1 protein-coding gene is annotated in these 620 nt (G+C 69.8%); it reads right to left on the bottom strand.

Going from position 1 to position 620, the window contains the following annotated elements; translation table 11 throughout:
- Positions 1-620 (bottom strand): 1-deoxy-D-xylulose-5-phosphate synthase N-terminal domain-containing protein (locus tag MFF21_RS23680; RefSeq protein ID WP_283206557.1); only part of this gene is annotated, 620 nt, incomplete at both ends.

Raw genomic sequence — 620 nt, forward strand, 5'->3', positions numbered from 1 at the left:
ACCGGCAGCAGGTGGTCGAGATTGTGCCCGTCGACCGGGCCGACATAGTAGAAGCCCATCTCCTCGAACATCGTGCCCGAGCCGACCACCAGGGAGCGGGCATATTCCTCCGCCCGCACCGCCCGCTCGTAGAGCGCCTTGGGCAGGAGCTTGCCGAGCTGCTTGGCGGTCTCGCGCAAGCTCCGGTAGGTGCCCCCCGAGGCCAGCCGCGCCAGATAGGCCGACATCGCCCCCACCGGCGGGGCGATCGACATGTCGTTGTCGTTCAGGATCACGATCAGGCGCGAATGCAGCGCGCCGGCATTGTTCATGGCCTCGTAGGCCATGCCCGCCGACATCGAGCCGTCGCCGATCACCGCGATCACGTTGCGGCGCTTGGGCGGCTCGGCGCCCGAGGCCTTGGCCTCGGCTTCCGAGAGGTCGCGCGCCACCGCCATGCCGAGGGCGGCCGAGATCGAGGTCGAGGAATGCGCCGCGCCGAAGGGGTCGTACTCGCTCTCGCTCCGCTTGGTGAAGCCCGAGAGGCCCCCGCCCTGGCGCAGCGTGCGGATCCGGTCGCGCCGACCGGTCAGGATCTTGTGCGGGTAGCACTGGTGCCCGACATCCCACACCACCCGGTC

Origin of the sequence: Methylobacterium organophilum (assembly GCF_022179465.1) — a bacterium.
Lineage (GTDB): Bacteria > Pseudomonadota > Alphaproteobacteria > Rhizobiales > Beijerinckiaceae > Methylobacterium > Methylobacterium organophilum.